This window comes from Phytohabitans houttuyneae (assembly GCF_011764425.1).
GTDB classification, from domain to species: domain Bacteria; phylum Actinomycetota; class Actinomycetes; order Mycobacteriales; family Micromonosporaceae; genus Phytohabitans; species Phytohabitans houttuyneae.
In genome coordinates this window covers 2,743,737-2,767,059 of sequence record NZ_BLPF01000001.1, presented here as the reverse complement: position 1 = coordinate 2,767,059, position 23,323 = coordinate 2,743,737, and the positions used below count along the sequence as shown (strand labels likewise).

Annotated in this window: 21 protein-coding genes; 4 read left to right on the top strand and 17 right to left on the bottom strand. The window is 71.5% G+C overall.

The window, feature by feature from the left end; genetic code table 11:
- Nucleotides 1-208: 208 nt before the first annotated feature.
- From Phou_RS12145 to Phou_RS12115, 7 genes are all read right to left on the bottom strand, one after another.
- Entirely contained in the window at nt 209-1,225 is a 1,017-nt protein-coding gene (locus Phou_RS12145; protein WP_173056153.1) for a TolB family protein, read from the bottom strand.
- Nucleotides 1,222-2,475, bottom strand: coding sequence for an MFS transporter (locus Phou_RS12140; RefSeq protein ID WP_218578982.1), 1,254 nt, complete (start codon nt 2,473-2,475; stop codon nt 1,222-1,224). The genes Phou_RS12145 and Phou_RS12140 overlap by 4 nt, the downstream gene beginning before the upstream one ends.
- 11 nt (nt 2,476-2,486) lie before the next feature.
- Entirely contained in the window at nt 2,487-3,581 is a 1,095-nt protein-coding gene (locus tag Phou_RS12135) for a DegT/DnrJ/EryC1/StrS family aminotransferase (RefSeq protein ID WP_173056152.1), read from the bottom strand.
- On the bottom strand, nt 3,578-4,252 hold the full coding sequence (locus tag Phou_RS12130) for an acetyltransferase (protein WP_173056151.1): 675 nt from the start codon (nt 4,250-4,252) through the stop codon (nt 3,578-3,580). Before Phou_RS12130 ends, Phou_RS12135 begins: the two co-directional genes overlap by 4 nt.
- 121 nt (nt 4,253-4,373) lie before the next feature.
- Nucleotides 4,374-5,486: a DegT/DnrJ/EryC1/StrS family aminotransferase gene (locus Phou_RS12125; protein ID WP_173056150.1), complete on the bottom strand. Its 1,113-nt coding sequence runs from the start codon at nt 5,484-5,486 to the stop codon at nt 4,374-4,376.
- Between the two features lie 104 nt (nt 5,487-5,590).
- Nucleotides 5,591-6,571 (bottom strand): NAD-dependent epimerase/dehydratase family protein, encoded by a 981-nt coding sequence (locus Phou_RS12120; protein ID WP_218578980.1) that lies wholly within the window; start codon nt 6,569-6,571, stop codon nt 5,591-5,593.
- Nucleotides 6,568-7,647, bottom strand: a complete 1,080-nt coding sequence (locus Phou_RS12115; RefSeq protein WP_173056149.1) for a Gfo/Idh/MocA family protein — start codon at nt 7,645-7,647, stop codon at nt 6,568-6,570. Before Phou_RS12115 ends, Phou_RS12120 begins: the two co-directional genes overlap by 4 nt.
- A 357-nt stretch (nt 7,648-8,004) precedes the next feature.
- On the opposite strand from Phou_RS12115, the gene Phou_RS12110 reads away from it, so the two are divergent.
- Complete coding sequence (locus tag Phou_RS12110; RefSeq protein WP_173056148.1) at nt 8,005-8,598, top strand: acyltransferase; 594 nt, start codon at nt 8,005-8,007, stop codon at nt 8,596-8,598.
- On the opposite strand, the gene Phou_RS12105 is transcribed toward Phou_RS12110, so the two are convergent.
- The 10 genes from Phou_RS12105 to mce form a co-directional block, all read right to left on the bottom strand.
- Nucleotides 8,585-9,658, bottom strand: a complete 1,074-nt coding sequence (locus Phou_RS12105; RefSeq protein WP_173056147.1) for a glycosyltransferase family protein — start codon at nt 9,656-9,658, stop codon at nt 8,585-8,587. The two genes, Phou_RS12110 and Phou_RS12105, sit on opposite strands and share 14 nt — an antisense overlap.
- A gap of 19 nt (nt 9,659-9,677) precedes the next feature.
- A complete protein-coding gene (locus tag Phou_RS12100) occupies nt 9,678-10,958 on the bottom strand; it encodes a hypothetical protein (RefSeq protein ID WP_173056146.1) in 1,281 nt (426 codons plus the stop codon).
- On the bottom strand, nt 10,955-11,980 hold the full coding sequence (locus tag Phou_RS12095) for an NAD-dependent epimerase/dehydratase family protein (RefSeq protein ID WP_173056145.1): 1,026 nt from the start codon (nt 11,978-11,980) through the stop codon (nt 10,955-10,957). The genes Phou_RS12100 and Phou_RS12095 overlap by 4 nt, the downstream gene beginning before the upstream one ends.
- 12 nt (nt 11,981-11,992) lie before the next feature.
- Entirely contained in the window at nt 11,993-12,784 is a 792-nt protein-coding gene (locus Phou_RS12090; protein ID WP_173056144.1) for a glycosyltransferase family 2 protein, read from the bottom strand.
- Nucleotides 12,781-14,013, bottom strand: a complete 1,233-nt coding sequence (locus Phou_RS12085; RefSeq protein WP_173056143.1) for a nucleotide sugar dehydrogenase — start codon at nt 14,011-14,013, stop codon at nt 12,781-12,783. The genes Phou_RS12090 and Phou_RS12085 overlap by 4 nt, the downstream gene beginning before the upstream one ends.
- Before the next feature lie 112 nt (nt 14,014-14,125).
- Complete coding sequence (locus tag Phou_RS12080) at nt 14,126-15,301, bottom strand: AI-2E family transporter (RefSeq protein WP_173056142.1); 1,176 nt, start codon at nt 15,299-15,301, stop codon at nt 14,126-14,128.
- A gap of 97 nt (nt 15,302-15,398) precedes the next feature.
- Nucleotides 15,399-16,814: a coiled-coil domain-containing protein gene (locus tag Phou_RS12075; RefSeq protein ID WP_173056141.1), complete on the bottom strand. Its 1,416-nt coding sequence runs from the start codon at nt 16,812-16,814 to the stop codon at nt 15,399-15,401.
- A 325-nt stretch (nt 16,815-17,139) separates the two neighbouring features.
- On the bottom strand, nt 17,140-18,396 hold the full coding sequence (locus Phou_RS12070) for a DivIVA domain-containing protein (RefSeq protein ID WP_173056140.1): 1,257 nt from the start codon (nt 18,394-18,396) through the stop codon (nt 17,140-17,142).
- A gap of 99 nt (nt 18,397-18,495) precedes the next feature.
- A complete protein-coding gene (gene ccrA, locus Phou_RS12065; protein WP_173056139.1) occupies nt 18,496-19,845 on the bottom strand; it encodes a crotonyl-CoA carboxylase/reductase in 1,350 nt (449 codons plus the stop codon).
- A gap of 47 nt (nt 19,846-19,892) precedes the next feature.
- On the bottom strand, nt 19,893-20,387 hold the full coding sequence (gene mce, locus Phou_RS12060; protein ID WP_173056138.1) for a methylmalonyl-CoA epimerase: 495 nt from the start codon (nt 20,385-20,387) through the stop codon (nt 19,893-19,895).
- 51 nt (nt 20,388-20,438) lie between these two features.
- Here mce and Phou_RS12055 point away from each other — a divergent pair, with 51 nt between their 5' ends.
- The 3 genes from Phou_RS12055 (at nt 20,439) to Phou_RS12045 (ending at nt 23,317) form a co-directional block, all read left to right on the top strand.
- Complete coding sequence (locus Phou_RS12055; protein ID WP_173056137.1) at nt 20,439-21,620, top strand: acetyl-CoA C-acetyltransferase; 1,182 nt, start codon at nt 20,439-20,441, stop codon at nt 21,618-21,620.
- Nucleotides 21,572-22,573 (top strand): methylmalonyl Co-A mutase-associated GTPase MeaB, encoded by a 1,002-nt coding sequence (gene meaB / locus Phou_RS12050; protein ID WP_173056136.1) that lies wholly within the window; start codon nt 21,572-21,574, stop codon nt 22,571-22,573. The genes Phou_RS12055 and meaB overlap by 49 nt, the downstream gene beginning before the upstream one ends.
- A 102-nt stretch (nt 22,574-22,675) precedes the next feature.
- Nucleotides 22,676-23,317 (top strand): ABC transporter ATP-binding protein, encoded by a 642-nt coding sequence (locus Phou_RS12045; protein ID WP_173058272.1) that lies wholly within the window; start codon nt 22,676-22,678, stop codon nt 23,315-23,317.
- Nucleotides 23,318-23,323 lie beyond the last annotated feature (6 nt).

Genomic DNA, 23,323 nt, shown 5'->3' with positions numbered 1-23,323 from the left:
TGGCTGCGGCCGACCGCCGCCTTTGGATCCGGGCAGGGCGGGGTCGCGACGAGCCGGGCGCGGTGTCCGAAACCCTGGGCGCATCCGTGCGCCCAGCTTGAGAGGCAGTGTGGCGAGACCCCGGGCTTCCTGCCGGGCCGGACCTGGAACGGGTCGCCCGGGAGCCGTGAGCTGGCCGGCTGCGAAGCGGTGAGGCAGCGTGGGCGGGTCAGCGGACTACGGCGGGGGACCAGGCGTCCTTGACCAGGAGTTGGGGTGCGCCGCTGCCGTCGGCGGGCACGCGCCAGATGTCGCTGCTGGCCGAGCCGGCGTCGCCGCGGGCCAGGCCGTAGAGGATGGTGCTGTCGTCCAGCCACTCGGCCTGGTCGTCCACGCTGCGGGTCTCGGCTAGCAGCGTCTCGCGGCCGCTGGCCAGGTCGTACACCGCTAGCCGCCACTGGCCGGCCGGAAGGTTGCCGTGGCGCTTGAACGCTATGCGGGTGCCGTCCGGTGACAGTGAGGGGCACTCGGCGTCCTCGCGCAGTGCGGTTACGGTCTTGCTGGACAGGGTGCCGCGCACCAGCCAGGTCTTCTTTCCTGACGCCGCCGTGGCGTAGAAGGTGTCGTCGTCGACGAAGGTGACGCCCCACAGGTTTTTGTCGATCGCGGTGATCTCGCGGCCGCCGGCCGTCAGCTTGAACGTCTCGATGTCGCCGACCACGCCGCCGGCGGTGCGGCTGACCACCGTGCGGGTGGAGAACTGGCCGGGGTTGGCGTACGAGTCGCCGAAGACGAACGTGGTCGTGGCGACGAGGCTGCCGTCCCGCGACAGCCTCGCCCGGCTCGGTATGCCGGTCAGCGGCAGGTCGCGGGTGGGCTTCCAGGCGGTGTCGAGCAGCTTCGCCTGGTACGTGGTGACGATCCCTCGGTCGGCGGTGAGGCAGACGGCCTGCGCGCTCGTCGCGTAGACGCGATCGCACGAGGTGCCGGTGAGCGCGCGCGGGCCGTCGGGGGCGCGGAGCGGCACGATCGCGACGTCGCCGTAGCCGGTGCCGAGGGCGGTGTTGCGGAAGACGAGGTGCGGCTCGCCCCGTACCTCGGCCAGGTCTTCCCGCACCGCCACGGCGGGCGCCGCCGCCTCCTGCCGCTCCTGCGCGCGGCGCTCGCGCAGCACGAAGCCTGTCGCGCCGAGCGCGGTGACGAGCAGGACGGCCACCAGGATCGCGACCCGCCAGCGCTGGCTCATCCCGTCACCACCCGCTCCGGCCGATCGACACCGCGCAGCAGCATAGCCGCGAGCGGGACGGCGAGCGCCAGGGCGGCGGCGACGACGGTCAGCGCGGCGCCGCGCCCCACCAGCTGCCAGAGGATGCCGAAGCCGAGTGATGCGGCGAAGCGGGCCAGCGCTACCACAGTCTGCGCGGCCGCGATGCCGCTGCCCCGGGTCTCGGCCGGGACCAGGCGGCTGACCAGCGCGGGAAGTACGCCGTCGGTGGCCGCGTAGAACATGCCCAGCAGCGCGAGCACGGCGATCGTCGAGGCCAGGCCGCCTGCGGGGCGGGCGGCAAGCAGGTAGCCGGCGATCAGCGCCACGTGGCCGCCGATCAGCACGCGGGCGCGCCCCACGCGGTCGGCGAGGCGGCCGAAGGGCACGGCGAGCGCGAGGTACACCGCGTTGGTGCCGATGTAGAGCAGCGGGAAGTAGAGGGCGGCGAAGTCGTCGCGGTCCTGCAGCGACAGGTAGATGAAGCCGTCGCCAACGGTCAGCAGGCCCAGCACGCCGGCCGCGAGCAGTGGCCGGCGCAGCGACCGCCCGCTGATCTCGCGGGCCACCCGCCGCAGGCCCACGCGGGCCTTGCCCGACGCCGTGCGCAGGTTGGGGACGAGCAGCAGGAGTACGGCGAGGCCGGCCGTCGCGAAGCCGAACGACACGACGAACACCGAGTCGTAGCTGCCCGGCACCGTCCACAAGAGAGTGAACGCGACCAGCGGGCCGAGCGCCGCCCCGAACGTGTCCAGTGCCCGGTGCACGCCGAACGAGCGCCCCAGCGACTCCGGCCGCGAGGAGGCGGCGATGAGCGCGTCGCGGGGCGCGGTGCGCAGCCCTTTGCCGAGCCGGTCGGCCGTGGTGACCGCCGTGATCGCGGCGAAGCCCTGCGCGGGCAGCATCGCGATGCGGCTGAGCGCGGACACGCCGTACCCGAGCACGGCCACCAGCTTGGGGTGCTCCCGCCGGTCGGCGGCGAACCCGCCGGCGATCCGGACGACCGCGCTCACGCCCTGGTAGATGCCGTCCCAGAAGCCGTACGCCGCCGGGCTGAGGCCCACGACCGCGGTGAGGTACAGCGGCATGATCGACGCGACCATCTCCGAGGAGACATCGGTGAGCAGGCTGACCACGCCGAGCAGGACGACCGTCGAGGAGACCCGCCGAGCCACCGTGCGGCCGGCCGGCGAGGCCTCGCCCGCCGGCTTGTCGCGCAGTGACACGTACACGGGTGGAGCGCCTAACCCAGGGCGGCGGCCAGCTCGCGGACGACCGCGTCCTGCTGGTCGGCGGTGATCTGCGGGAAGATGGGCAGCGACAGGATCTCGCCGGCGGCCCGCTCGGCGTGCGGAAACGCGCCGTCGCCCAGGCCCAGCCCCGCGAACGCGCCAGTGCGGTGCACCGGCACCGGGTAGTGGATCCCCGCGCCGACGCCGGCCGCGTTGAGCTTGGCGAGCACCTCGTCGCGGCGGGGCACGCGCACGCAGTAGATGTGCCACACGTGCTCGTTGCCGTCGAGGGTGGCCGGGCGCACGACGTCGAGCCCGTCAAGCAGCTCGTGGTAGCGGGCGGCCGCCGCGCGGCGCGCCTCGTTCCAGCGGGCGAGGCGGGTCAGTTTCGCCCGGAGCACGACCGCCTGCAGCGCGTCCAGCCGGCTGTTGACGCCGATCACGTCGTGCGCGTACTTCCGGAGCCCGCCGTGGCTGCCGATCGTGCGGACCGCCGTGGCGAGGTCGGCGTCGGACGTCACGACCGCGCCGGCGTCACCGTACGCGCCGAGGTTTTTGCCCGGGTAGAAGCTCGTGGCCGCGATGCCGTCGACACCCGCGCCGCGCCCGTGCCGGGTCGCACCCTGGCACTGGGCCGCATCCTCCACGATGGACACATCCCGGCCGGCGAGCCCTTCGCGGAGCCGCTCGACGGGGGCCAGCTGGCCGTAGAGGTGCACCGGCACGATCGCGCGGGTGGCCGGCGTGACGGCGGCGAGCGCGGCGTCGACATCGATCAGGTACGTGGCCGGGTCGCAGTCGACGAGCACCACCTTGCCACCGGCGCGGGCCACTGCCTCGGCCGTCGCGATGAACGTGTTGGCCGGCAGGATCACCTCGCTGCCCGGGCCCACGCCGACCGCGCGGAGGGCGAGCTCCAGCGCGTCGGTGCCGTTGGCCACGCCGACGCAGTGCGGTACGCCGCTGAACGCCGCGTACTCCTGCTCGAACGCCGCGACCTCGGACCCGCCGATGAACGCCGTGCCCGCGATGATCCGCTTGAAGCCGGCCTCGACCTCCTCGGCCACCTCGGCGTGTGCGGCCGCGAGATCGACCAGAGGGATCATGACGTGGCTCCTGTCAGGGTGTCGGAGGTGGACCGCAGCTTGCGGGCGGGGTTTCCCACCCAGATCTCGTCGGGCGGCACGTCGCCGAGGACGACCGAGCCCATCCCGACGAGCGAGCGGGCGCCGATCGTGACGCCTTCGCGGATGAGGGCGCCGGCACCGATGTACGAGCCGCGCTCCAGCAGTGCGCTGCCGCCCAGGCGCGCGCCGGACGCGATCGTGGCGAAGTCGCCGACCACGTCGTCGTGCGTCAGCACGGCCTGCGGCATCACCGCGACGTGCGCGCCGACTGTGACGTCGGCGGTCAGCACCACACCGGCCAGCAGCACGGTGCCGGGCCCGACAAGGCTGCCCGAGCCGACCTGGGCGGTGGGGTGGACGATCGTCGCGTACCGGTCGGGGGGCAGGGACAGCTTGCCCACCACGCGCTCCCGCGTGCCGTAGTGCCGCGGGTTGCCGATGCACACCAGCACGGCGGCGCCGGGCAGGTCGGCGAGGTGGTCGATGCCGCCGAGGATCGGCACGCCGGAGCGCTCGGTGCCGTGCAGCGCCGGGTCGTCGTCGAGGAAGCCGCGCAGCCGCCAGGCCGCACGTACCTCGTTGACCGCCCGGACGGCCGCCGCGGTCTCCCGCGCGAACCCGCCGGCACCGACGATGACCAGATCCCTCACTGTGTCTCCGGGTTCGCTCGCTCGTGCGGCGCTGAGGGCGACGTCTTCCTCCGCCGGCCCGAAACCCCGACTTCGTCGGCGGGCCGGCTCCGTCCAGACGCCGCCGCGCCAACTCGCTCGCTCATTGACCGGCCAGCTTGCGCAGCACACCGACCACGTGGTCCTGGTCGTCCTCGGTGAGCGCGTGGTGCAGGGGCAGGATCAGCGAGTCGCGGGTGAGGCGCTCGGTCACCGGGAGGGCGGGCGGCGTGACGTCCGCGTACGCCGGCTCGAGGTGGGCGGCCATGATGCCGCGCCGCGCCGAGACGCCGGCCGCGGCCAGCTCCGCCAGCACCTCGTCGCGCCCGACCGGGAACGACTCCAGCAGCACCCAGAACGACTGGTAGTTGGTCTCGCCGTAGGCCGGGTCGCGGACCGGCACGAGGCCGTCGATGCCGGCCAGCAGCTCCTGGTACCGCGCGGCCAGCTCGCGCCGCTGCGCGACGAGCCCGGGCAGGCGGCCGAGCTGCACCAGGCCGACCGCGGCCTGGATGTCGGTCATGCGGTAGTTGTACGCGGTCTCCAGGTACGCCTCGAGGACCGGCTGGGCGCTGGCGTGGCGGTCGGCGGCGGAGACGTTCATGCCGTGCTCGCGTAGGCGGCGCAGCCGGGTGGCCCAGTCGCCGTCGTCGACGGTGAGCATGCCGCCCTCGCCGGTGGTGATCACCTTGCGCGGGTGGAACGACCAGGCGGCCACCGTCGCGCCGGTGCCGACCGGCTTGCCGTACGCCGTCGAGCCGGCCGCGCAGGCCGCGTCTTCGACAAGCGCGACGCCCCACGAGCCGGCCGCGGCCCGCAGCGCCTCGGTGTCGAACGGCACGCCGCCCTGGTGCACCGCGATGACCGCGCGCGTGCGCGGCGTGCGGACGGCGTCGATGGTCTCGACGGTGAGGTTGCCGGTGGCCAGCTCGACGTCGGCGAAGACCGGGGTCGCGCCGACGTACCGCACGGCGTTTGCCGTCGCGATGAACGACAGCGAGGGCACGATCACCTCGTCGCCGGGGCCGACCTCGTGCAGGACGAGCGCCAGGTGCAGCGCGGTCGTGCAGGAGCTGACCGCGACGCCGTGGCCGGCGCCGACGAGCCCGGCGAACTGCCGTTCGAACTCGGCGACCCGCGGACCCTGTGCGACCCAGCCGGAGCGGACGGCGTCCGCCGCCGCCTGCGCCTCTTCCTCACCCAGCATTGGGATCATCACCGGGATCTTGCGGCGCTCGCCCTGCCACGCTCCGTCGCTCGGCGCTCCGCCGCTCGGCGCTCCGCCGTCGTGGTCGAGACCCGTAGCCTCGCGACTCCCGCTCATGCGGTGGCGCCCTTGCTCGCCCGCCACCACTCGACCAGGCCCTGCAGTCCCTCGCGCAGGCTGATCTCCGCCTTGAAGCCGATCTCCTGGAGCGCCGACGAGGTGTCGGCCAGGCGCCGGGTCACGCCGTTGACCGCGCGGGCCGGGCCGTGCTCCGGAGCGAGGTCGGACTTCATCACCTCGCTGAGCGCCGCGGCCAGCTCCTTGAGGCTCGTCTCGGTGCCGCTCGCCACGTTGTAGACGGTGTCGGTCACGTCGGCGCGGGCGGCCAGCACGTTGGCGCGGGCGATGTCGGCCACGTGCACGAAGTCCATCGTCTGCAGGCCGTCGCCGAGGATCAGCGGGGGAGTGCCCGACTCGATCCGCTCCATCCAGCGGATCAGCACCTCGGTGTAGAGGCCGTAGATGTCCATCCGCGGCCCGTACACGTTGAAGTAGCGCAGGGCGACGTAGTCCAGCCCGTACATGCTGTGGAAGCTGCGCAGCGTGCCCTCGTTGAACGCCTTCGCGGCGCCGTAGAAGGTGTCGTTGTTGTACGGGTGGTGGCGCTCGGTCGTGGGAAACTGCTCGGCCAGCCCGTACACCGAGGCGGACGACGAGGCGATCACCTTGCGCACGCTCTCGGCCGCGGCCGCCTCCAGCACGTTGAACGTGCCGTCGACGAGCACCTCGTTGGCCAGGCGCGGCTCCTCGGCGCACTGCGTGATGCGGATCGCGGCGAGGTGGAAGACCAGGTCGTTGCCCTTGGTCAGCTCGCGCACCAGCGCCGCGTCACGGATGTCACCCTCGACCATCCGGACCGGGCCGTGCTCCAGCGCCCAGGCAAGGTTGTCCTTGCGGCCGCGCACGAAGTTGTCCAGCACCACGACGTCCGCCGCGCCGCCGCGCACGAGCTCGTCGACCACGTGCGAGCCGATCGTGCCGGCCCCGCCGGTGACCAGCGCCCGCGCGCCCTCGATCTCGACCGCCGCCGTCACACTTCCTCCTCGTTGAGCTGGACCATCGTGCCGCCGTTGGCGAGGCTGCGGGACGCCGCCTCGAGGATGCCGAGCACGCGCAGGCCCGCGCGCCCGTCGGTCAGGGCCGGGGTGCCGGTGCGGATCGCCCGCGCGTACTCCTCGACCATCGTGCGGAGCGCCTCGCGCTCGGTGAGGGCCGGCGCGACCATGTCGCCGGACCGGTACGAGATGAGCATGTCGCGCCGCAGCTCGTCGCCGATCTCGTCGGGCGTGGCCACGTCGACACCGCGGTCGAAGAGCGACAGGCGCTGCGACGGGTTGAGGTCGTCCCACACCAGGGTCCGCTTCGACCCGCCCACGATAGTCGTACGGATCTTGACCGGCGACAGCCAGTTGACGTGGATGTGGGCGATCGCGCCGGTGTTGAGCTGCAACGTGAGGTACGCCACGCAGGCCCGCCCCGCGCCGATGCCGTCCGCACCGTGCGCCGCCACCGCCACCGGCCGCACGCCGGGCGGCAGCACGAAGTCGAGGATCGACAGGTCGTGCGGCGCCAGGTCCCACAGCACGTCGATGTCGCGCTGCACCAGCCCCAGGTTGATCCGCACGGAGTCGAAGAAGTGCACCTCGCCCAGCTCGCCGGCGTGCAGGAGCTCGCGGATGCGCAGCACCGCCGGCGTGTAGCAGTAGGTGTGGTCGCACATCAGCGTGAGCCCGCGGCTGTCCGCCTCGTCGACGAGCTGGCGGCCCTCCTGGTGGCTGGCCGCGAGCGGCTTTTCCACCAGCACGTGCTTGCCGGCGCGCAGGGCGGCCAGCGAGACGGGCAGGTGGGTGCCGGCCGGTGTGGCGATCGCCACCGCCTGCACCTTGTCGTCGGCGAGCACCTCGTCGAGCGAGGCGGTGGTCTGCACGGTGGAGTATCCACCCAGGACCCGCTTGGCGCGCTCGACGTCGAGGTCGCACAGCCACCGGAGGCGGAAGGCGCTGGAGGACTGGAAGTTGCGGACAAGGTTGGGGCCCCAGTAGCCCGCTCCGATGACCGCGACGCCGATGGGTTCTACCGGCGCGGCGGCCGGGACATGGGGTGAGGTCACAGATATCCCGATTCAGTCCGTATCGAGGTGGAATGTGCCGCTGACAACCCGTGCCACGGCAGGGCGGACTCAGATCCGCTCGGGCAGGCTATCGTCCGGCCGAAGATCGGGACCAGCGCAGTGACGGAAATCCGGCAGAGAAAGCCAGGTCACCCGTATGTTCGGCGCTCCGGGCCAGCCTGACGGCCGATGCCGGCCCGGCACCCTCGGCGAACCGCCCGCGCGGTCGGTGGAGCGCGCGGCCCGGTCGGTCCCGCCGCCGGGTCGGGTTGGCGACTCCGCCCGAACCGGCACCGACAGTAGGCTCACGCCGGATGTGCAGCGGGCCGGCAGCGGCCCGGCGAAAGGAGCCCAGACATGACCGACGCCGTCGTCGCGCCGAGCGCGGACGTCGACCCGCGGGCCCAGGTGGGGTCCGGCACCCGGGTGTGGCATCTGGCACAGGTGCGCGAGGAGGCGACCGTCGGTCGGGACTGCATCATCGGCCGCGGGGCGTACGTCGGGCCCGGTGTCCGCCTCGGCGACAACGTCAAGCTGCAGAACTACGCGCTTGTCTACGAGCCGGCGCAGCTGGCCGACGGCGTCTTCGTCGGCCCCGCCGCGGTGCTGACCAACGACGAGTACCCGCGCGCCGTCACGCCGGAGGGCCGGCTCAAGGGCGGCGACGACTGGACCGCGGTCGGCGTGGTGGTCGGCGAGGGTGCCGCGATCGGCGCTCGGGCGGTCTGCGTCGCGCCGGTGCGGATCGGTCGTTGGGCGCTCGTCGCCGCGGGTGCGGTGGTGACAAAGGACGTGCCCGACTTCGCGCTCGTCGTGGGCGTGCCCGCCCGCCGGGTCGGCTGGGTCGGGCGGGCGGGTGAGCCGCTGGTGGCCAAGGGCGACGGCCAGTTCGTGTGCCCGCGCACCGGCTCGGTCTACACCGAGGCCGGCGGAGTCCTCACCGAGAGCTGACGCCCATCGCGGTGTAGAAGGCGCGCAGGTCGTCGGCGAGGCGTGCGGCCGAGTACTTCGCGAGCACCCGCTCGGACGCGGTCCGGCCGCGCTTGCAGAACGCCTCGGGGTCGGCGTCGTACTCGGCGCAGGCGTCGGTGATCGCCCGCGCGAAGGCGACGAGGTCGCCGTCTTCCACCGGCGTGCTGTAGTCCGGGTCGAAGAACTCCCGCCCGGCCAGCCCGTGGTAGCCGATGACGTAGCAGCCGCTGGCCATCGCCTCCGCGGGTGGCAGCCCGAAGCCCTCGCGGTCGCTGAAGCTGAGGTGGATCGCGCTGCCCCGCATGATCTCCGCGGTCTCCCGCTCGGTGCGGTCGACGATCGGCACGACCTCCCACCCGCGCAGCACGTCGCGCGAACGCAGGATGTGCAGCAGCTGCTCCCGCTCGCGCGCCCGGCGCGTGGTGGTGAACGAGATCCGCCGCCCGGGCAGGCTGTCACCGGGGTGGAAGAGGGCCGGGTCGATCGCGTTGCGGGTCAGGTGCACCGGCAGGTGCGGAAACGCGTACCCGAGGAGGTCGGCGTTGTCCCGTGACACCGTGAGGATCGCCAGGACGTTGTCGTGCCCCGCGTACGGCGCGCCCGCCCCCGTCTCGTCGTACGGTACGAAGTCCCACGTGTCGTACGCCCGCTGGTTGAAGATGACCACGCGGATGTCGCGCGGGATCCGGTCGAGGGTCGGCCCGTACCACTCCGGGACCACGAGCAGGTCCTCCGGGCCGATGCGGGCCTGCGACGTGTACTCGATGCGGGTCTGGTTTTCGAACCACGTGCTGCGGAAGCCGTCGGTGCCGTGCAGCACCGCGGCCTCGATCCCCATCTGCCGCAGCGCGTCGACGTGCCGGTAGATGACCCGGATGCCGCCGATCGGCAGGTCCATGTCGGGGCCCAGGTAGTAGACCGTGGGCGCCGTCGACGCGGGTGTGGTGTGCAGCGCGGGTGGCTGGCGGCGGCGCATCTCGCGCTGCAGGCGGAAGGACTCCAGCCGTTGGTTGGCTTTCCCAGCGAGGCGCGAGATCACGACATCTCCCGGACAGGGGTCAACGCGACAGGTACGAGCACGGAAGGGAAACGCTCCAGTCAGGCGGGATGGCGACCTCGACAGTACCGTCCGGCTGCCGCACGCACTCCTCGCGTACGGCGCCCAGCTCGGCGTCCCAGCCGGGGCCGTCGGCGCGGGTGTTGTCGACCCGCAGGTTGACCACGGCCACGAGCGCGAGCAGCGCGGTCAGCGCGTACAGCGGGAGCCGCGAGCCGGCCGGCTGCAGCAGCGCGACGAGCGCGGTCACCACGAGCATCGCCGGCGCCACCGCGTACCGGGGCGTCGCGGTGCCGGCCAGCAGCACCGGCACCATGTAGAGCGCGGCGGCGTGCAGGCCGGCCACGATGGCCAGCGTCCAGGCCGGGCGGGTGCGTCGGGTGTACGCGACGAGGAAGGCCGCGCCGACCACCAGCCACGCGACCGCGGCCAGCGCAACCCACCTGGCGTCGACGGCGTCGCCCAGCCAGCGTTCGCCGATCAGCGGCGCGGGCACCGCGCGGAGCAGGAAGCCGGTCACCGCGAGCACCGGGTCGGGGGAGAGCGCGCGCTCGCTGGACCCGCTCAGCAGCCCCACGAACTGGATCAGCAGTCCCACACCGAGCCCGCCGGCCAGCGCGATGCCGTGCCGGTCGCGGCCGCCCCCTTCTGACCGGCGCACAGCGCGCCAGATCGCCAGCGGCACGAACACGACGGCCACGATGTCGCTGGCCGCCACGAGAAGCGTGACCGCCACCGCGACCGCGCGCCCGGTGGGCCGGGACGGTGTCCAGACAAGCATCCAGAAGAGCGCGTACAGGCCGTACCAGTGGAAGTTGGCGATGGAGTTGAGCACGTCGCCCTGCGCCACCGGCACGACCACGACGACGGCCGAGACCAGCACGCGGGAGAGCGTGCCGGTGAGATGGCTCCCGCTGGCCACGAAGACGAGCACGGCGAGCAGGGACACCGCGAGCGCCGCCTGCAGGGCCAGCACCGTCGAGGCGGCGCCTGCCGGGAAGAGCGTGGCGACCGCGGCCATCAGGCGGGGTACGGCGTGGAAGTAGCCGGCGTACGACGTGACGAGCGCGTCGAAGGGGCCCTGGCGCACGGCCTCGGCGAGGAAGACGCCACCGTCCTCGGCCCAGATCGTGTCGAGCGCGCCGGCACCCGGCTGCCGCAGGAGGCCGAGCGCGGTGCCCGCGGCGACCGCCGCCGCGCCGAGCGCGACACCCCGCCAGCGGGCCGGGCGGGCGGTCTCCACCCGCGCCGGCGCCGCGAACAGCGTCTCCGCGATCGTCACAACCGACCGTCGTGTACGGCTTGGGTCACCCACGGGACGACCTCGTCGAGCATCTCGTCCAGGCTGGTGGTCGCCTCGAACCCGAGGACCTCACGCGCCTTGGTCACGTCCGGCACCCGCTTCTGCACGTCGTACTCGAACGGATCGTCCGACACATACCGGAACGGCACCTCCGGACCCTTGATCTTCGCCCAGATCACCTCAGCCAACTCCAACACCGTCGTCGACTCCGCCGTCGAAAGGTTGAAGTCCTCGTTCAACGCCGCCGGGTGCTCCATCGCCGTCACGATCCCCGCCGCCAGATCACCACCATAGGTGTAATGCCGCACCTGGTTACCCTCACCCAGAATGTGCAACGGATCCTGACCCTTCACAATCTTCTGCACCAGGTCCGGCACCACATGCGACATCGCCAGCTTCACATTCCCGGACAGCACCTCGGCCTCACCCAAAGCACGGCCCTCACCCACACCCACACAGTTGAACGGACGCACGATCGTGTACGGCAACTTGTACTGCTCCCACGCCGCCCGCGCGTAATACTCCACCGCCAACTTCTGAAAACCATACGACGACAACGGCGGCGGCACCCGCCGCTCGTCACCCTCCTTCGACGGCCACGTCTCCGTCGACTCGAACACCATCGACGACGACATGTACGTCACCTTCTGCAACCGGCCATCCCGATGCGCCGCGATCGCCGCGTCACACGACGCCGCCATGATCCGCTCATTCGTCGCCAACAAGTCATACGCATACGCGTGGAAATACGAAATCCCACCAATCATCGCCGCACCAGCGATGAAATGATCACAATCCGCGGCCAACTCCGTCACCAAAGCCGTATCCCGCGCATCACCCTCGACAAACCGGTAACCCGGATTGTCATCGTAGCTGTGCGTCACCGGCCCATACTTCGAGAAGTTGTCCAACCCGACCACCTCGTGACCACGCCGGAGCAACTCCTCGACGACGTAACCACCGATGAACCCGGCCGAACCGGTAACCAAAACCTTTGACACGAGAATGTGCTCCTAGCTGAGTGACGCGGGGACTGACGGTGCGGAAACGGCCTCGGTCTGTGGCTCGGCCGGGTGGCGCTTGGCGATCTGCTCGATCGTGAGCCGGCGGCCGTAAGCGAACCGGTACCACCGCAGGTACGACGGGAGGAACCGGCCCAGGTCGAAGTGGGACTCGCCGAGCTGGCGGTCGAGCCAGATGGTCGGGATCTCCGCGACCGGCAGGCCCAGGCGTCCCGCCTTGGCGGTCAGCTCCAGCCCGATCTCAAAGCCGGTGCGCGACTCGATGCCCACCTGGCGCACGAAGTCGGTGTCGTACGCCTTGAAGCTGTTTGTCGCGTCGCGGGTGCCCACGCGGGTGAACGCGTACAGGGTGCGACCGGCCCAGCGGGACATCATCCGCTTCAGCCGCGGGCCACCGACCTGCTGGCCACCCGGCATGTACCGCGACGCGGCCGCCACCACGACACCGCGCTCGACGAGCCGCGCGAGGTCGTCGATCTGCCGCGGGTCGTCGCAGCCGTCGGCCATCGTCACCACGGTCACCGGCGCGCGGGCCGCGTCGATGCCGAAGCGGATCGCGTTGGCGGGCCCCCGCCCGTACGTGTTGAGCACCGGCCGCACCTGCGGGTGCGACTCGGCGATCTGCAGCGCGTACGGCACGGTGGTGTCTTCGGGCATGTCGTGCACGAGCAGGATCTCGCTGGGCAGCATGACCTCGCGGAGGATGCGCTCCATGCACCGGATGATCGCTTCGCCCTCGTTGTAGACCGGGATGACGACGGAGATCCGGGGCGTGATCGTCATACCAGCACGCCCTGCCCGGTCAGGCCCCACATGTCGACGACGGGGGTCTGCGTGTCCAGGGCGGCGTACTCGTGATGTGGACAGGCGATGACGAGCAGGTCGGCCTTTGCGAGGACCTCGTCGAGCGGCACGAACCGCTCGTCCTTGATGTGCGGGTCGGTGCACAACGTCTCGCGCGCCTTCAACGACAAGATCTTGCGCAGCTTGTACGCCAACGACTCGCGCGGGTCGTCACTACCACCCTTGAACGCCATCCCCAGAATCCCCACCGTCATCGACGACAGGTCGTAACTGTCCTCAAGACGGGACACCAGATACAGCGGCAGACCCTCGTTGATCAACATCGCGGAATGACCCAACACGAAGTTGTTGCGGTTGAACGCCGCCAACTGCATCGTGTCCTTGAACAAACACGGCCCCGCCGCAAACCCCGGCATCGGCAAATCCGCCGCCCGCGGATAGTCAAACGTGATCGCATGCCGGATCCGCGCGAAATCCAACCCGAAATCGTTCGCCATCATCCAGAACTGGTTAGCCGTCGCAAACTTGATGTACCGCCACGTATTCGTGAACAGCTTCGCCAACTCCGCCTCTTCAGGCTCCAGCGGCACGATCTGGTCGGTCAGGTTGCGGAAGAACTTTTCGGCGCGCCCGACCACCTCGGGGGTCCGCGCGGAGACGATCTGCGGAAGGTCGAACAGCTCGGTGAGCGCCTTGCCCTCGGCGATCCGCTCCGGACAGAAGGCCACGTCGACACCGGTGCCGAGGCCGGCGAGCAGCTTTTCCGTCAGCGCGGTCACGCCCGGGTACACGGTGGAGCGCAGGATCACGAGCTGGCCGGAACGCAGGTGCTCGGCGCACCGCTCCAGGGCCCGTGGCACCGCGCCCAGATCGGGGTTGAGGTGCTCGTCGACCGGCGTGCCCACCACGACGACGACGTGCTCGGCGGCGCCGACGCTGGCCGGGTCGGTCGTGGCGACCAGCCGGCCCGCGTTGACCACCTCGGTGAGCAGCGGTGCGGCGCCCTCTTCGTCGAACGGCATCACGCCGTCGTTGACGGTCGCCACCGCGGCCGCGTTGATGTCGTACAGCGTGACGGAGAGTCCGCGTGAGGCGAGCGCGATGCCGAGTGGCAGGCCCACCCGTCCGCAACCTCCGACGATCACCGCGTCCCGAGAAAACTGATGTGCCCGCACAGGCGCCCCTCCCGCTGAGCGTGCCGAAGCCATACCGAAAGACCGCCAGACGGGTCCAGCGAACTGCTAGATGCTATGAAGGCCCGGTGGCCGGTCCGATTCCACTGTCTAGAACGTGACAGGGGTACCGGCCAACCGGGTGAACTCAGCGCTCCTGCTGGCGGGGAACGACAACCTCACGCAGGATGAGCTGGATCGCCGCGACCGCCGGGATCGCGACAAGAGTGCCGATGACACCGAAAAGGGCGGCACCGAGCAGGGCGGCCACGATCGCGGCGACATCGCTGACCTCGACCGAGCGGCGCATCACCTTCGGGTAGATCAGATAGTTTTCGACCTGCTGGTAGATGATGAAGAAGACCACACAGGCGATGCCGACCGTGAGCGAGCTGGCGAAGCCGACGATGCTCACGACGATCGCACCGAGCGTCGCACCGATCTGCGGGATCAGGTCACAGACCGCGACCACGACGGCCAGGGCGAACGGGTACGCCACACCGGTGATGATCAAGAAGACGTACGTGCTGGTGCCGGCCAGGAGCGCGACGGCGAGCGCGCCCACCATGTACGCGCCGACCTTGGTCAGGATCTCGTCGGTGATCAGCCGCACCCGCTGCCGCCGGGAGGCCGGGACGAGCTGGTAGGCGCCTTCCTTGATGCGGTCGAAGGCGGCCATGAAGTAGATCGTCAGCACCAGCACTGTCAGCACCCGGAACACCGTGCCGAACACGAGCGACGCCCCACCCAGCACGCCGCCGAGTGCGCGGGTGATGTTTTCCGCGGTGACCGCCGACGAGGCGCGCTGGATGATGTCGTACCGCTCGTTGAGGTCGCGGATCGTCGGGTTGTCGTTGAGCTGGTCGACGTAGCCCGGCAGGTTGTCGATCACCTGGGTGGACTCGTTGACCACCGGCGGCACGAGCGCGAAGAGGCCGCCGCAGAAGAGCAGGATGATGCCGAGCGCCACGGTGCCGACCGCCAGGCCGTGCGGAACGCCCCACCGGCGCAGCCGCACGACCGCCGGGTTCAGCCCGACGGCGAGGAAGAGCGCGATGAAGATCAGCAGGAGCACGCCAGCGGCGTTGCGGACCGCGATGTACGCCGCGTAGGCCAGCAGCACGCCCAAGCCACCGACGAACCCGGTGACGAACGCGTTTCTCCCCAGCGGGCGCCCGAGCGGGCCGAACCTGCCTGTGGGCGGGGGAACGGGCGCGTCATCGTCCGGGGCCTCGGCCGCTTCGCCGGCGGGCCGGTCGGGCGCAGGCTCAGGCTCGACCGCCCGCTCCTCGGCGGGCTTGTCGCCTGATGCCTCAGCTGCCACTTGACCTCCCCGCTACCGACCCCGCAGCAGGGTAACGGCAGCACGCCAGTGGCGCGACCCGCAGGTCACGGGTCGCACGGAGAGGGTGACGGCGGGGCTAACCGACCTTCTGCGGCGTCTCCGCCCGCTCCTTCGCGCCGGACTCTTCCTCGTCGTCCTCGGCGGCCGGCTCGTCGACGCTCACCACCTGAGTGACGGCCGCCGTGTCCACCACCTGGGTCTTCTCCGACGCGGACTCCAGCTCGCGCGGCTCGGCCATCTCGGCGGCGGCGTCGCTGGCCTTCTTGGCGGTCGCCTTGGCCTCCACCACCTTGCGCTCGGCCTGCTCCGCCGTGCGCTGCGCCTCGGTGAGCCGCTGCCGCTCGGTGGCGAGCTGCTCCTGCACCTCGTTGAGCGCGCGCCGGAACTTGTCGCCCTCCTGGCGGGTGGCCACGGTCTGGTGCTTGATCTCGGCCAAGGCCTCCTGCGCCTGTGCCACCTGCTGCTGGACATCGGCGAGGAGCTGGCCGGCGGCGGCCGTCTCCTTCTGCGTCGAGGCGAGGTGCTTCTGCGTGGCGGCGAGGTGCCCCTGCGCGGTCGCGGCCTGCTCCTCGGTCTGCCGCCGGATCGCCGCGGCGTGCTCCTCGGCCTCCCGGCGCACCGAGGCGGCCTGCTCCTCGACCTGGCGCCGGACCTCCGCCACGTACCGCTCGGCATCGGCGTTGCGCGCCGCCACCTGCTGCTCGGCGCTCGCCCGCCACTGCGCGAACTCCTGCTCGGCCGCCGCCCGCCGCTGTGCGAACTCCTGCTCGGCGGCCGTCCGCCGCTGGGTGAAGTCACGGTCGAACTCGGCCTGGCGCTGGTTGATCTCCTGCTCCACGCTGCCGCGCCACTGCGCCAGCTCCTGCTGGGCCTGGCTGCGGGCGGCCTGGACGAACGCCTCGGTCTCCGCCCGGGACTGCTCCGCGAAGTGCGTCGCCTCTTCGCTCAGCTGCTGCGCACGCTGCCGGGCCTGCGCCAGCGCGGCCTCCGCCTCGGCGCGCATCGCCTCGGCCTGCTGGCGCGAGGCCGCCAGGATCGCGTCGGCCTGCTCCTGGGCCTGGGCCACCGTCGACTCGGCCGCGGCGCGGCGCTCGGCGGACGCCTTTTCCTCATCGGAACGGCGGGCTGCCAATGCGATCTCGAAGTCACGCACCGCGTCGGCCGCGCGCGCCCTCGCCTCGGCCAGCGCCCGCTCCGCCTCGGCCCGCTGCTCGGCGAGCTCGTGGGTGGCGCTGCCGCGGATCGCGTCGGCCTGCTCCTCGGCGAGCGCCAGGATCTGCTCCACGCGCGGACCGAGGTGGCGGTACGAGACTTTGTCCACACTCGCCGACTGGCGCCGGACGTTGACCACTTCGGCCTGCAACTGCTCGACCTGCGCGGCGAGGCTCTGGATCTGCGCGTACAGCTGCTCCCGCTCGGCGGCGAGGGAGGCTATTTCGCCCTCGGCGCGGGCGACATACCGGTCTACCTGGCGTTTGTCGTAACCCCGCATGGCCGACTCGAAGGTCGGCTCTGTCGAGGTGCCATCACTTAGACCAAAGAGCTCTCCGCCGTGCGACATGCTGTCCATCCTCACACGCTCGCCTGAACGGCGCCTGGATACCCACCATTCGGCGGAGGGATACGCGCCACGTCTACAGATGGTGAGCACACCAGTACAGGCCGCACCGGTTTACCGGTGCGGCCTGTACTCGATCGCATCTGCCCCGCGATGCCGTGACCGTCATCAGCCCTCAGGGCTGTTTCCAGGTGCGGCGTGCGCGCCAGCGCCGTCCGTCCTCGTCGGATCGGACGTTGCCAGCGCGGCACGCCGAACGTCAGCTCGCGGCGCCCGCGTTGACGCGCTCGCCGTCGCCCTTGCCCGACTTGTCTTCCTCCGGCTTGGCCTGCTGCGGCGCCGTGGGCACGATGCCCGCGAGGCCGGAGAGCATCTGGCCGAGCTGAGCGGTGACCGCGTCCTTCTGGCGGGTGAGGTCTTCGACCTCGCGCCGCGCGGCCTGGGTGGTGAGCTCGGCCTCGGTGCGGGCCTCGCTGACGAGGCGGTGCGACTCGGCGCGGGCCTCGTTGAGCGTCTTCTCCGAGAGGGCCTTGGCCTTGTCGATCGTCTCGCTCGCGCTGCGCTCGGACTCGACCCGGCGGGCCTCGGCGCGCTGCTCGATCTCCTTGGCGCGGTCTTCCGCGGCGCGGGCGCGCTCCTCGGCCTCGGCGACGAGCTTCTGCGTCTGCGCCACCTGCGCGGCGTGCCGCTCGGACTCCTCGCGCTCGGACTTCTCCCGGCGCTCGGCGAGCTCCAGCGCCAGCGCCTGGAGGTCCTTGTCGCGCTTGTCGCGGGCGTCGGTCAGCAGCTTGGTCGCCTCGGCGCGCTTCTCCTCGGCCTCGCGGGCCGCCTTCGCGCGCAGCTGGGTGATCTCCCGCTCCGCGGTGGCGCGCAGGGTGGCGACCTCACGCTCCACGGTGGACTTGAGCTCGGCCACCTCGTGCGCGGTGACCGTGCGCAGCTGCTTGGTCTCGCGGTCGGCGTCGGCGCGCAGGGTGTCGGCCTCGCGGCGGGCCTGCACGCGCACCTCGGCGGCCTCGCGCTCGGAGGCGGTGCGCACCTGGCCGGCCTCGCGCTCGGCGGTCGCCTTCATCGCGGCGGCCTCGGCACGCGCCTTGTCAGTGATCTCGCGGGCCTCGAGGCGCGCGGCGGACAGGATGCCCTCCGACTCGCGCTTGGCCTCGCCGCGGTGGTCGTTGGCCTGCTCCTCGGCCAGCCGCAGGATCTGCTCGACCCGCGTGCCCAGCCCGGAGAGTGTCGGCCGGCTGTTTTCCTCGAGCTGCTTGTTGGTGTCGGTGAGCTTCTGCTCGAGCGACCCGAGGCGCTGCTCGGCCTGGCGGAGCCGGCGCTGCGCGTCGTTCATGCGCTGCTCGGCCTCGCCGCGGGCCTGCTCGGACTGGGTCAGCGCGGCGCTGAGCCGGCCGACGAAGTCGTCGACCTGCCCACGGTCGTATCCCCGAAGGACGACGGTGAAGTCATGTTGCGAGTTCGCGTTTTCGAAGAACGCGAGGGAGGACGGCTGCTGCTGCTGGGGCATTGGGACATACTGGCAGACCCACCGGGGGCTTCGCAAGGCCGTACGGCCCCATGTCGCCCCCACTTATAAGGTCATCTTTTCGGGTGAATGGAGATGTGATCACTGGCCGCGGAAGCGGTTGATCTCAGCCTCGTGGCGGGCCCGCAGCTCCGCGTCGCGGACACCCAGACCGTCGGCTGGTGAGAGGCATCGGACGCCCACCTTGCCCTGGTGTGCGTTGCGGTGCACTTCGTACGCCGCCTGGCCGGTCTGCTCCAGCGGATAGGTGCGCGACACGGTCGGATGGATCCGGCCGAGTGCGACGAGGCGGTTGGCCTCCCAGGCCTCGCGGTAGTTGGCGAAGTGGCTCCCGATGATCCGCTTGAGATTCATCCATAGGTAGCGGTTGTCGTACTGGTGCAGGAAACCGCTCGTCGATGCGCAGGTGACGATCGTTCCGCCGCGTTTGGCGACGTACACGCTCACGCCGAACGTCTCGCGCCCCGGGTGCTCGAAGACGATGTCCGGGTCCTCGCCGCCGGTCAGCTCGCGCACCCGCTCGCCGAAGCGGCGCCACTCGTCCGTGTCCTGCGTCTGCTCGTCCCGCCAGAAGCGGAAGTCGCTGCGGTCGATCACCAGCTCGGCGCCCATCCGCCGGCACAGCTCGGCCTTGTCCGGCGAGGAGACCACGCAGACGGGTATCGCGCCGCCGTTGAGCGCCAACTGCGTGGCATAGCCGCCGAGCCCGCCGGAGGCGCCCCAGATCAGCACGACGTCGCCCTGCTTCATCTGCGCGCCGTGCTGGGAGACGAGCTGCCGGTACGCCGTCGAGTTGACCAACCCCGGGCTGGCGGCCTCCTCCCAGCTGAGGTGGCGCGGCTTGGGCATCAGCTGGTTGGCCTTCACGACGGCCAGCTCGGCGAGGCCGCCGAAGTTGGTCTCGAAGCCCCAGATCCGTTGCTGCGGATCGAGCATCGTGTCGTCGTGGCCGGCGGCGTCCTCCAGCTCGACCGAGAGGCAGTGCGCGACCACCTCGTCGCCGGCCGCCCACTTGGTCACGCCCGGACCGACGCGCAGCACGACGCCGGCCGCGTCCGAGCCGACCACGTGGTACGGCAGGTCGTGGCGCTTGGTGAGCGCGGACACGCGGCCGTACTTCTTGAGGAACTTGAAGGTGGACAGCGGCTCGAAGATGCTCGTCCACACGGTGTTGTAGTTGATCGCGCTGGCCATCACCGCGACGAGCGCCTCACCCGGCGCGAGCTCGGGCGTCGGCACCTCCTGCACGTGGAGCGACTTGCGCGGGTCCTTGTCCTTGGCGGCCAGGCCGTCGAACATCGACGTCTCGTCGGCCCGCACGACCACGCCGCGGTAGGTCTCCGGCACCGGGAGGCCCGCGACGCCGGCCAGCTCCTTGTCCGGATCGGTCGATCCCTCGGCCGACATGATCGTTTCGAGGATCTTCTGCACCGCGCACCTCCTGGAGGTTCAGGCCCAGGATGTTACTGAACGGTAGTTTAAGCCGGAACCGTTTTGTGAAGTACTGCATTTGGCGGTTCCACCAGCTCGATCAACACTCCGCCGGCGTCTTTCGGGTGCACGAAGTTGATCCGCGAACCCGCCGTACCCCGCCTCGGCTCGTCGTAGAGCAGCCGCATGCCGCGCTCGCGCAGCCGCGCGCAGGCCGCCTCGACGTCCGCCACCGTGTACGCCACCTGCTGCACGCCCGGCCCGTTCCGCTCCAGGAACTTCGCGATCGTGGACGACGGGGACAGCGGCGCGAGGAGCTGCACCTGCCCGCCGGCCGGATCCGGCCCGACCGCGAGCATCGCCTCCTCGACTCCCTGCTCCTCGTTGGTCTCGCGGTGTACGCAGCGCATGCCGAAGACCCGCGCGTAGAAGCCGATCGCCTCGTCGAGGTCGGCTACCGCCACGCCGACGTGGTCGATGCGAAGCAGGCCGATCCCTGTGACATAGTCGGCAGCGGGCTCGCCGTGGTCATGCTCACTCATAGAGTTAGTCTGACCCGAACGACCGTTAAGTGGTGCGGGAGGGTGAGCAAGATGACCGGCTCCGTGATCGTGAGTGGCGCGCGCACGCCGATGGGCCGCCTGCTCGGCAACCTCAAGGACTTTCCAGCCACGGCGCTGGGCGGGTTCGCCATCCGGGCTGCGCTGGAGCGGGCGGGTGTCTCGCCCGAGCAGGTGCAGTACGTGATCATGGGCCAGGTGCTCCAGGCCGGTGCCGGGCAGATCCCCGCCCGCCAGGCCGCGGTCAACGCCGGCATCCCGATGAGCGTGCCCGCGCTGACGGTCAACAAGGTGTGCCTGTCCGGCCTCGACGCGATCGCGCTCGCCGACCAGCTGATCCGGGCCGGTGAGTTCGACATCGTGGTCGCCGGCGGCATGGAGTCGATGACCAACGCGCCGCACCTGCTCCTCGGGCAGCGCCAGGGGTACAAGTACGGCGACGTGGTGATCCGCGACCACATGGCGCTGGACGGACTCACCGACACGTGGGACGCCTGCTCGATGGGCGAGTCGACCGAGCGGCACGGCGGCCGGTTCGGCATCACGCGGGAGGAGCAGGACGCCTTCTCGGCGGCCAGCCACCAGCGGGCGGCGGCGGCGCAGAAGAACGGTGCGTTCGCCGAGGAGATCGCGCCGGTCGAGGTGCCGCAGCGCAAGGGCGACCCGATCGTGATCGCCGAGGACGAGGGCATCCGCCCGGACGCCACGGCGGAGTCGCTGGGCAAGCTGCGGGCCGCGTTCACCAAGGACGGCACGATCACCGCGGGCAGCTCGTCCCCGATCTCGGACGGTGCCGCGGCGGTCGTGGTGATGAGCCGGGCCAAGGCCGAGGAGCTGGGGCTGACCTGGCTGGCCGAGATCGGCGCGCACGGCAACGTCGCCGGCCCGGACAACTCGCTGCACCTCCAGCCGGCCAACGCGATCCAGCAGGCGCTCACCAAGGCCGGCATGAGCGTGTCCGACCTCGACCTCATCGAGATCAACGAGGCGTTCGCCCAGGTCGGCATCGCCTCCACCCGCGAGCTCGGCGTCCGCCCCGAGATCGTCAACGTCAACGGCGGCGCGATCGCCCTCGGCCACCCGATCGGCATGTCCGGCGCACGCCTGGTACTCACGCTGGCCCTTGAGCTGAAGCGGCGCGGTGGCGGCACCGGCGCCGCGGCCCTGTGCGGCGGCGGTGGCCAGGGCGACGCACTTATCATCAAGGTCCCGTGAGAAGAAGCCGTGACGTAGCCGCGCTCGTGGCCGCCGCGCGCGAGGGTGACCCCCGCGCGGTGGCCCGGCTGATCACCCTGGTCGAGTCCGGCGACGAGCTGCTGCCCGACGTGGCCGCCGCGCTCGCGCCGCACACCGGCAAGGCGCAGGTCATCGGCCTCACCGGCTCGCCCGGCGTCGGCAAGTCCACGACGACCAACGAGTTCGTGCGCGCGCTGCGTGCCGAGGGGCACCGGGTGGGGGTGCTGGCGGTCGACCCGTCCAGCCCGTTCACCGGCGGGGCGATCCTCGGCGACCGGGTGCGCATGCAGGACCACGCGACCGACCCCGGCGTGTACATCCGCTCGATGTCCAGCCGCGGCCACCTCGGCGGGCTGGCCGCGGCGACGCCACAGGCGGTGCGGGTGCTGGAGGGCGCCGGCTGCGACATCGTGCTGGTCGAGACCGTCGGCGTCGGGCAGGCCGAGGTCGAGGTTGCCTCGCTCGCCGACACCACGCTCGTGCTCCTCGCCCCCGGCATGGGCGACGCCATCCAGGCGGTAAAGGCCGGCATCCTCGAGATCGCCGACGTGTTCGTTGTCAACAAGGCCGACCGCGACGGCGCGGACGCCACCTATCACGACATCCAAGGCATGATCGGACTCGGCGAGCGGGCCCCCGGCGAGTGGCGGCCCCAGGTGGTGCGCGCGGTCGCGTCGCGCGGCCAGGGCATCGACGACATCCTCACCGCCGTGCAGAAGCACCGCGCCTGGCTTGTCGAGCACGGCGAGCTGCGCCGCCGCCGCGAGAAGCGGGCCGCCGCCGAGGTCGAGGCGATCGCGCTGGGCACCCTCCGTGAGCGGCTGGGCTCGATCCGCTCGGGTACCGCTCTGCGCGACGCCGCCGTGAAGGTGGCGGCCGGCGAGACAGACCCTTACGCCGCCGCGGCCTCACTCCTCGCGTCGCTTGCTTGAGCCACACCTTCTCGCGGTACGGCTCTCCGCGAAGGACCGGGTGCGAGCAGGTCATCCCAAACCGTAGCCAGTGGCTACTCTCTCCCCGTGGGTACGACGGTGATGGTCGACAAGCTCTCAGTCGCGTACGGGCGGGGCGAGCCGGTCCTGCGGGACGTCACGGTGACCGCCGAGCCGGGGCGGGTGCTGGCCGTCACCGGTCCGTCCGGTGCGGGCAAGACCACCCTGCTGGCGACCATGGCCGGCCTGCTCGCGCCCGCCGCGGGCAGCGTGACCGTCGACGGTGAGGCGCTGCGCGACCGCGACCACGCGGTGGCCCGGGGCGTGGTGCTGGTGCCGCAGGACAACGGGCTCGCCGCGATCCTCACCGCCGGGGAAAACCTCCAGGTCGCGCTCATCGCCACCGGTGCCTCGCCGTCCGACGCGCGGCGGCTGACCGCGGCGTCGCTGGAGCGGTTGGGGTTGACCGGGCAGACCGACCAGCTCGTCGAGGAGCTGTCCGGCGGCCAGCAGCAGCGCACCGCGATCGCGCGCGGGCTGGCCCTGGGCGGCACCGTGCTGCTCGCCGACGAGGTGACCAGCGAGCTCGACGCGGCCAACCGCCAGCGGGTGCTGGACCTGCTGCACGACGAGGCCGGGCGGGGCGCGGCGGTGGTCTTCGCGACCCACGACCCTGAGGCGGCCGCCGCGTGTGACGCTGAGTTGCACCTGGTCGACGGCCGCGCGGAGCTCGTGCGCGCGTAGTGACGG

Excerpts from the sequence above, each read along its gene's own strand:
- Phou_RS12145 (WP_173056153.1), bottom strand. The coding sequence starts at position 1,225 with ATGAGCCAGCGCTGGCGGGTCGCGATCCTGGTGGCCGTCCTGCTCGTC.
- Phou_RS12135 (WP_173056152.1), bottom strand. The coding sequence starts at position 3,581 with ATGATCCCTCTGGTCGATCTCGCGGCCGCACACGCCGAGGTGGCCGAG.
- Phou_RS12125 (WP_173056150.1), bottom strand. The coding sequence starts at position 5,486 with ATGATCCCAATGCTGGGTGAGGAAGAGGCGCAGGCGGCGGCGGACGCC.
- Phou_RS12110 (WP_173056148.1), top strand. The coding sequence starts at position 8,005 with ATGACCGACGCCGTCGTCGCGCCGAGCGCGGACGTCGACCCGCGGGCC.
- Phou_RS12090 (WP_173056144.1), bottom strand. The coding sequence starts at position 12,784 with ATGACGATCACGCCCCGGATCTCCGTCGTCATCCCGGTCTACAACGAG.
- Phou_RS12085 (WP_173056143.1), bottom strand. The coding sequence starts at position 14,013 with ATGGCTTCGGCACGCTCAGCGGGAGGGGCGCCTGTGCGGGCACATCAG.
- Phou_RS12075 (WP_173056141.1), bottom strand. The coding sequence starts at position 16,814 with ATGCGGGGTTACGACAAACGCCAGGTAGACCGGTATGTCGCCCGCGCC.
- Phou_RS12070 (WP_173056140.1), bottom strand. The coding sequence starts at position 18,396 with ATGCCCCAGCAGCAGCAGCCGTCCTCCCTCGCGTTCTTCGAAAACGCG.
- mce (WP_173056138.1), bottom strand. The coding sequence starts at position 20,387 with ATGAGTGAGCATGACCACGGCGAGCCCGCTGCCGACTATGTCACAGGG.
- Phou_RS12055 (WP_173056137.1), top strand. The coding sequence starts at position 20,439 with ATGACCGGCTCCGTGATCGTGAGTGGCGCGCGCACGCCGATGGGCCGC.
- Phou_RS12045 (WP_173058272.1), top strand. The coding sequence starts at position 22,676 with ATGGTCGACAAGCTCTCAGTCGCGTACGGGCGGGGCGAGCCGGTCCTG.